A 7751-nucleotide genomic window follows, 5' to 3' on the forward strand; every position below is an offset into this window, starting at 1 on the left:
GGTAGTATGAATGCCGCCATGAAAGATCAGCTAACCTGTATGAGTAAATTCATGCAAATGGGTATGCCATTTAAAGAAGTTATCAAAGCCAGTACCTGGACCCCCGCCCAGGTAATTAAACGGGAGGAACTGGGCAATTTATCAGTAGGGGCGGAAGCTGATATAGCTATCCTGGGTATCCGGAAAGGAAATTTTGGCTTATTTGATTATACCGGCTATAAAGTAAAAGCCACTGAAAAGCTGGAATGTGAAATGACCATCCGGGCCGGTAGAATTGTTTATGACCTCAATGCGCGGGCTACGCCGGTAACCTTACACGGTTTACCACCCCGTAATTAATGTAGATACTATGAAAAAGAGAAATAATAAGGCCGGGGTACTACTCGGTTGCTGCTTACTGTTAGGTATTATGGAAACCCGGGCGCAGACCATGCCCAAAGAGGAACTGGTCTACCTGACCTCCGAGTGGAAGGGCGACCGCTTTGCTGATGGCCGTCCTAAAGTGAGTGACGAGTTGGTAGAGCGGGTAAAAAAAATCGGTATTGAGGAAGCCTGGCAGGTATTGATGAACGAAGGGTATGTAAACCAGTTTGAGCGTAACTGGAAGATGATTTACGACGATGTGCCGGTGGTAGGCAGGGTAGTTACAGCCCAGTACATGCCATCCCGCCCGGATATTGAAAAAAAGATCAAAGAAAGAGGCGCCCGCCAGGGCAGGGTCGGTAATACCAATGCCTGGCCCATTGAAACCCTGGTTAAAGGCGATGTATACGTGGCAGATGGTTTCGGCAAAATAGAAGGAGGTACCCTAATAGGAGATAACCTGGGAACCGCTATCTACAACCGGTCGGGCAACGGGGTAATATTTGATGGGGCGGCAAGAGACCTTAGCGGGCTGGCCAGGATCAAAGGCTTTAATGCCTTTGTGCGCGACTTTGATCCGTCTTTTTTAAAAGAAATGGTTTTGATGGGCCTGAATACCCCTATCCGTATCGGCAAAGCAATTGTACTGCCGGGTGATATCGTATTGTCAGAGCGCGAAGGTGTATTGTTTATTCCCGCACATATGGTAGAACAGGTAGTGTTGACCGCTGAATTTATTGGCCGTAAGGATAAGTTCGGAAAAGAAATGCTGCGGACCGGAAAATACAATACCGGCCAAATTGATAGCCAGTGGACGGAAGAGCTGAAACAGGCTTTTCTGAAATGGCTGGATGCACACCCTGAAGAAGGGAAGATGACCAAACAGGAATTGGATGAAGTGATGAAAAAAAGAACCTGGTAAACGAATGAAAAACTCCATGCTATATAAAAGTTTGCTAACGCTTGCGCTGCTTTGTTTGCTACTGGTACTGGTACAGGCTTTCCGGGGCAACTGGATGTTGGCCGGCCCTTTTGCCATTGCGTTTTTTGTGTTACTGGGAATTGGTTTCAGGGGATCTGAAGCGCTTAAAAGGTATACATATACGATGATGATCTTTGCTGCCGTAACGACCTCTCTTTGTTATCCGCAGTATTTTATTGCCTGGGGCGATTTCAAATATACCAACCTTATCACCCCCCTTATTCAGCTTATTATGTTCGGCATGGGAACTTCCATGAGTGTGAAAGATTTTATAGGGGTGGTGAAAACGCCGAAAGGGGTGATTGTAGGGGTGGTGAGCCAGTTCCTGATTATGCCTTTGCTGGGCTTTACCCTGGCCAGTATGAGTGGCTTCAGCGCTGAGATTGCAGCCGGTATTATTTTAATTGGTTGCTCGCCCAGCGGGCTGGCTTCCAATGTAATGTCTTACCTCGCCAAGGCCAACCTGGCATTGTCTATAACCATTACGTCCATTACAACCCTTATGGCGCCATTGGTAACGCCTTTGCTGATGAAGCTACTGGCCGGTGCCTTTATTGAGATCAATGTGCTGAATATGATGTGGGATATCTCCAAGATGATTATTCTGCCGATCGGATTGGGTTTGCTGGTAAATAAGTTGCTGAAAGGGAAATCGGCCTGGTTAGACGAAGCCATGCCGATTGTATCAATGCTGGGTATTGCATTGATTATTGTGGTTATTACAGCTGCCGGCAGGGATAGTTTGCTGAATATTGGTCCGCTTTTGATTTTGCTGGTATTGATCCATAATTTATTTGGTTATTTCCTGGGTTATTGGTTTGCGCGCCTCTTTAAAATGAATGAGCGCGATGCCCGTACCGTAGCTATTGAAGTAGGTATGCAGAATGGCGGCCTGGCATCGGGTATAGCCAAGGAAATGGGCAAGATTGCAACAGTAGGGCTGGCAGCCGCTGTATTTGGCCCGTTGATGAATATTACGGGATCTGTGCTGGCGTCTTACTGGCATAAAAAAGTTCCGGAAGGTTATGATCCGTTGGAAACCCTTGAAAAAGCGGGTTGAAATCAGTTAAAAAAAATTGCTATGAAAAAGCTGGTAGTGGTAGTTATGCTGTTGGTGTCGGCTATCGGCCAGGCGCAAACGAAAGAAGAAGCGGCTGTATATGCAGAGCTGGATCGTTTGAACGCAGCCATCGTAGATAAACAGCAGGCCGTGCTGGAAACCATCTGTCATGATAAGATCTGGTACGGACACTCCAACGGCCGGTTAGACGATAAAGCGGCTTTCATTAAAGACGTGATGGAAGGGCCGGTGGATTTTAGCAGCCTGGATGCAGAAGAAAGAACCATCCGCATGGCAGGAAAAAATGCAACTGTCCGCTTTGTTTTCCAGGCGAAAGCAAAGAATAAGGGCGAAGAAGTGGTGATCCGTATTGGTGTAATGACGGTTTGGGTAAAAGAGAAAGCGGGCTGGAAATTACTTGCCCGTCAGGCTTACAAATTATAAATTGAGAGAAATTCAGTTCACCCTTACCTGTTTATATGAAACAATCGACCGGAATTTCGTTGGCGCTGATGATGTTTCTCCAGTATTTTATCTGGAGTGCCTGGTATGTTACCATGGGAACCTATATGGAAGCCAGTTTGGGTGCCACGGGCAAGGATATCGGGCAGGCATTCAGTGCCCTGGCCCTGGCCACCATGTTATCGCCATTTTTTGTAGGCATGATTGCCGACCGGTTTTTTGCGGCACAGAAAATTATGGGTGTGCTGCATCTCCTGGGCGCCATCCTGCTTGTACTGGCTACCAAAGTCGGTAACAGCCAGGTTTTTTATTGGGTTATACTGGCGTATTCCCTGGTTTATATGCCTACAGTTGCCCTCAGCAACAGCGTGGCATTTGCACAGATGACGGATCCAGGCAAACAGTTTCCCTGGATACGGGTATTTGGAACCCTCGGCTGGATTGTAGCCGGTTTGTTGGTGGGTACCTGGGAAATTGAAAAAACACCCGAAACTTTTTACCTGGCGGCCGGTGTTTCAGTGGCTCTTGGGTTATTGAGTTTTGTTTTGCCCAATACTCCGCCCAAGGGGCGTGAAGAAGGTGAAACAACGGCATTATTCAGTAAGCAATCACTCAGTATTTTTAAGGATCGTTCCTATTCAGTGTTTTTTATTGCTGCCATACTCGTATGTATTCCCCTGGCATTTTATTACGGATTTGCCAATCCCTTTCTGAATGAAATCGGCATGGACAAACCGGCGCAGAAAATGATCCTGGGCCAGTTTTCGGAAGGCTTATTTATATTGGCCATACCTTTCCTGTTTAACCGGATTGGCGTAAAAAACATCCTGCTCATTGGTATTCTTGCCTGGATAATACGGTATGTATTGTTTGCGTACGGCTATGGAGATCCGAATGGCTGGATGATTTATCTCGGTATAATTCTTCACGGTGTTTGTTATGATTTCTTCTTTGTAACCGGTTATATGTATTCGGAGAAAAAAGCCGGACCGGCCAATAAAAATGCGGCGCAGGGGTTGTTTACCTTTGCCACCTATGGGTTGGGAATGGTAATCGGTACCTGGTTTTCCGGCCTGGTGGCGGACCGGTACGTGGTAGGCGAGGGGCATAACTGGCAATCTATCTGGCTGATACCGGCTGGTATAGCGGCGGCAGTACTCCTGTATTTTATCTTTTTCTTCAGAGATCGGAAAACGGCAACCCAGGCATAGGCAGGATTTTTGCGTAAAAAGCATAAATGCCTGTTATGCAAGGTTCAATCATTAAAACGTGGTTGTTGGTAGGGGGCTTATGTACGGTCCTTTTTTCCTGTTCAAAAAACGACGGGCCGGCGGAAGAGCCGGGCGAAAACTGGCCATCGGATAGTATCCGGGTGGTTAAAAGCGGGCTGCAGTTTCCCTGGGAAATTTTATGGGGTAAGGATGATCATATCTGGATGACGGAGCGGGGTGGACGGGTATCAAAAATTGATCCCCGCACCGGCGAAACCGTATTCAGCACTGCTATCAGTGGCGTAGTAGCGCGGGGCGAAGGCGGGTTGCTGGGTATGGTGCAGGATCCGGGTTTTCAGCAGAACGGGTTGATTTACCTGGTACACAATTATTTGGCGGGTGATGTCTACCGCGAAAAACTGGTGCGTTACCGGTTTGCCGATAATGCATTGGGAGAGGAAACGGTGCTGCTGGATAATATTCCGGCCGCTAATGTGCATAATGGGAGCCGTCTTGTAGTAGTGGAGGGTAATCCAGCGGTATTGTATATGACTACGGGCGATGCGGCTAATACCGATTTGCCGCAGCAAAGAAGTTCCCTGGCGGGCAAGGTAGTTCGGGTGTTGCTGGATGGGTCGGTGCCCGCAGATAACCCGGTAGCAGGTAGTTATTATTGGTCGCTCGGGCATCGGAATCCGCAGGGCCTGGTTTGGGCCAAAAATCGGCTCTATGCGGCTGAGCACGGGCCCTCTCTTGAGGACGAGATCAATATTATTGTAAAGGGGGCGAATTATGGCTGGCCTGCAGTAAATGGTTCCTGTGATGCACCGGAGCAGGCTTTTTGTGCGGCCAACCAGGTAGTGGAGCCGATATGGTCGAGTGGTAGTGCTACAGTGGCGGCCTGCGGTTTGGATTATTATAATCATGACCGGGTAGGCGCCTGGAAAAATGCTTTGTTGATGACATCGCTTAAAAATGCGCGATTATATGTGCATACCCTTAATGGCGATGGCAGTTCCATTACAGGTACCCGTACTTATTTTCAGAACAGTTGGGGCCGCCTGCGGGATATTTGTGTGAGTCCGGCAGGCCGTGTTTACCTCTGTACCAGCAATGGTAATAGCCAGGATCTGCTGGTGGAAATCAGCGCTTTAGAATAAAATTCAGCAAGTTGTTGGAAGGAATGTTCCGAACCCCTACCTTTGCAACCTCTTAATTCACCGGTTGGGTTTCGCCCGGCAGGTAACTGAAAGAGAATCGGGAAGTAGCGCAGGCCGGTAGCGCACCTGGTTTGGGACCAGGGGGTCGCAGGTTCGAATCCTGTCTTCCCGACATATGAAATTATAAAACCCGCACCAGTAGCGGGTTTTATAATTTTAATCTTTAATTGGGGGTAAAAAGGGGGGCGTTTTTGGTATTTTAACTTTATTGTAGGCAACTATTAAATAAAGAGTTCCATCAGATGATTGTAAAACAAATGTTTATTAAGTTCGTTATTCTTTGGAAAGCTGCTCTTTTTTCTTATTTTCAAAATTAAAATCATTACCATGGAAGAAGTAAAAAAACAAGTTGACCTTGTTTTAGATGGGTTCTTCTACTTATTTGGATTCACCGAAAATCCTGCAAGCGAGGCAACAAAAGAAATACTGGATAAATCTCCTGCCGAAAAAATCAAAGAAGACCTAAAACGTGTAAATAAGGAGTATCGCGAACAATATTCCAAAATGCGTAAAAAAGTTCTTTGTCTTGAGTAGAAGCAATCATAACAAAAAAAAGGTTGTTGTACGTCCGGATCAGACAGTGGAGGGGACTAGTTTCGAGGGGATTATTCCTGATCCTGAAACCTTGTCACAGTTAGAAGCCTTGGCACCGGGCTGCACAAAAAAATGGATGGAATTAGCTGAGAGTGAAATTAAAAGCAGGCAAAAAAATGAAGATAGAATCACTTGGACATTTAAAAACAGTACAATTCTTGGTCAGGTTTTAGCCTTTTTAAGTAGTACAATGATTTTTGCAGTAGGTTGTTACGCTTTATACCTTGGCCATCCAACTGCAGCAGCTACAATAATTACCGGAAGTGCCGCTAGTGTTATTGCTGCTTATTATTTCAGAAGGCAAAATCAAAATAAAGATTGATTTGATATTTTCACATTTCCAATTTATTGAATTAAAGTAATTGCCCTGGGTTTCTACCCGGGGCTTTTTTATTAGTACCCCAGCTGCGAAATGCTTTCATTGAAAAAGTCTACCATTGGCTTTGCAATAGCTTCACTCACCAGCCCGCTGGCCACCATTTCACCAAACTTGCCCTTGGAAAACTGCCTCCAACGTGTCTTTCCCAGAAAGAAATGATCCTTCAAGTCATTTAGCTCACGTTTCAAGGTTTCAACCTCTTGCCCCATTGCCTCATATGCCTTTACCAGGTTATCAAATTGCTCCACAATGGTATTAATGTTTTCGCTACTGAATTGATCTTCCTGGGGGATACCCAGCTGCTTCATTAGGTACTGGAAATGGCTATTCACCTTTAAATAACCGAGGTCGCTTGGGCAAACTGGATCTGTACATTTCTTTTCATGCTCTTTCCTTTGTTCTTCAACCTTGGCGGCCACAATTGACAAAAATATCTTTTGGTCATACTCTTCATGGAGGGAGTAGAATTCCGAATCAAACCGGCTTATGTAATCGTTGTAGTTGGAAATAAAGAGGAGTTCATCCAGGAACTGAACTGCCATTTGTTGAGGAAGGGAATTCATGCAATCTGTTTTGATTGGGCCAAAGTAATATTTATAAATTTAGGATACAACCCAAACTCAATTTTCTGCATAAATGAAGCGCTTTCATTATTCAAAAGGTCAGGTTTTACTATTAGGAACAGTTTTATTAAAACGATTCCCTTTCTGGGGTGCTGAATTGCTAAAGGAGCTTGATGAATACGATATACCACCCTTTGATAATGACCTCATCAATATCGAAAGGTATTTCAAAGTTTTCTGTGATCGTAACCTGGTAAAGGAAGATGATATTCGAATCAATAAATGGTCCAGACAGCGATCAAATAAAATCAAAGTCTTTACAGCTGCTATGCTTCGGATATACCGGCCGTTCAAACTCACTATGCGTGATAATGAATTAATGCCAGGATTCAATATTCGCCTATCAAACGTAATTGGAATGCACTCTCTCAATATAACAAAATTGTTGAAGGAGTTGGAGGTATATGAAAAAGCCTATGATGATTTCAGATATGAAGTGGAGTATACTGAGCATTATCTAAAAGTAGCAAAGGAAAGGTTTGATTTTTAAATAAAGCAGTTTTTGTCAATCAACTTTTGCCAGAGAAATACCTTTTTGATGATATGATCGAAATAATAAATTAAAAATAATCCCAACTTTTTTTCATGAAACATATAAAGAAAAAATTTCTCATTGAACATGGTCCAGAAGACAATATTGAATTCCCGCCAGATACTGAATTTATTGACTATCATAACCCTGAAGCAAAAGAAGTACTTAGAAAAATGAGATCTAAGTGGGGGTGTATAAGAACAGATATTGGAGAAACGATTGCTGGATTTGTATATAATATAGATGGGGAATCGGTCATGATTCCAATGCCGGATCCGACACTGGTGTATTTTAATTATGCACAATCATTATTAAAGCCAATATC

The 7751-nt window shown here is 44.6% G+C and carries 11 protein-coding genes and 1 tRNA gene; 11 read left to right on the plus strand and 1 reads right to left on the minus strand.

What is annotated here, in order from left to right; all coding sequences use genetic code 11:
- The 9 genes from A1D16_RS13000 to A1D16_RS13040 all read left to right on the plus strand — a co-directional run.
- Nucleotides 1-339: amidohydrolase family protein (locus A1D16_RS13000; protein WP_290710132.1), on the plus strand; the 339-nt coding region annotated here is incomplete at its 5' end.
- A 10-nt stretch (nucleotides 340-349) separates the two neighbouring features.
- Complete coding sequence (locus A1D16_RS13005) at nucleotides 350-1285, plus strand: RraA family protein (RefSeq protein WP_290710133.1); 936 nt, start codon at nucleotides 350-352, stop codon at nucleotides 1283-1285.
- A gap of 4 nt (nucleotides 1286-1289) precedes the next feature.
- Complete coding sequence (locus A1D16_RS13010; protein ID WP_290710135.1) at nucleotides 1290-2405, plus strand: bile acid:sodium symporter family protein; 1116 nt, start codon at nucleotides 1290-1292, stop codon at nucleotides 2403-2405.
- Nucleotides 2406-2426: 21 nt separating this feature from the next.
- Nucleotides 2427-2849: a nuclear transport factor 2 family protein gene (locus tag A1D16_RS13015; RefSeq protein ID WP_290710137.1), complete on the plus strand. Its 423-nt coding sequence runs from the start codon at nucleotides 2427-2429 to the stop codon at nucleotides 2847-2849.
- Between the two features lie 35 nt (nucleotides 2850-2884).
- Nucleotides 2885-4078: a nucleoside permease gene (locus tag A1D16_RS13020; protein ID WP_290710140.1), complete on the plus strand. Its 1194-nt coding sequence runs from the start codon at nucleotides 2885-2887 to the stop codon at nucleotides 4076-4078.
- A 35-nt stretch (nucleotides 4079-4113) separates the two neighbouring features.
- Nucleotides 4114-5238 (plus strand): PQQ-dependent sugar dehydrogenase, encoded by a 1125-nt coding sequence (locus tag A1D16_RS13025; RefSeq protein WP_290710142.1) that lies wholly within the window; start codon nucleotides 4114-4116, stop codon nucleotides 5236-5238.
- A 98-nt stretch (nucleotides 5239-5336) separates the two neighbouring features.
- Nucleotides 5337-5410, plus strand: a tRNA-Pro gene (locus A1D16_RS13030).
- 215 nt (nucleotides 5411-5625) lie between these two features.
- Complete coding sequence (locus A1D16_RS13035; protein WP_290710144.1) at nucleotides 5626-5832, plus strand: hypothetical protein; 207 nt, start codon at nucleotides 5626-5628, stop codon at nucleotides 5830-5832.
- The gene (locus A1D16_RS13040) at nucleotides 5825-6214 is read left to right on the plus strand and encodes a DUF2335 domain-containing protein (RefSeq protein ID WP_290710146.1); all 390 of its coding nucleotides are present in this window, start codon (nucleotides 5825-5827) and stop codon (nucleotides 6212-6214) included. Before A1D16_RS13035 ends, A1D16_RS13040 begins: the two co-directional genes overlap by 8 nt.
- A gap of 71 nt (nucleotides 6215-6285) precedes the next feature.
- Here the strand turns inward: A1D16_RS13040 and A1D16_RS13045 are convergent, their stop codons facing one another.
- The gene (locus A1D16_RS13045; RefSeq protein WP_290710148.1) at nucleotides 6286-6834 is read right to left on the minus strand and encodes a hypothetical protein; all 549 of its coding nucleotides are present in this window, start codon (nucleotides 6832-6834) and stop codon (nucleotides 6286-6288) included.
- Between the two features lie 73 nt (nucleotides 6835-6907).
- Between A1D16_RS13045 and A1D16_RS13050 the strand changes: the two genes are divergently transcribed.
- The gene (locus A1D16_RS13050; RefSeq protein WP_290710150.1) at nucleotides 6908-7384 is read left to right on the plus strand and encodes a hypothetical protein; all 477 of its coding nucleotides are present in this window, start codon (nucleotides 6908-6910) and stop codon (nucleotides 7382-7384) included.
- Between the two features lie 95 nt (nucleotides 7385-7479).
- The coding region (locus A1D16_RS13055; RefSeq protein WP_290710152.1) for a hypothetical protein at nucleotides 7480-7751 on the plus strand (272 nt) is incomplete at its 3' end.

This window comes from Flavihumibacter sp. CACIAM 22H1 (genome assembly GCF_001601815.1).
Classification (GTDB): Bacteria; Bacteroidota; Bacteroidia; order Chitinophagales; family Chitinophagaceae; genus Flavihumibacter.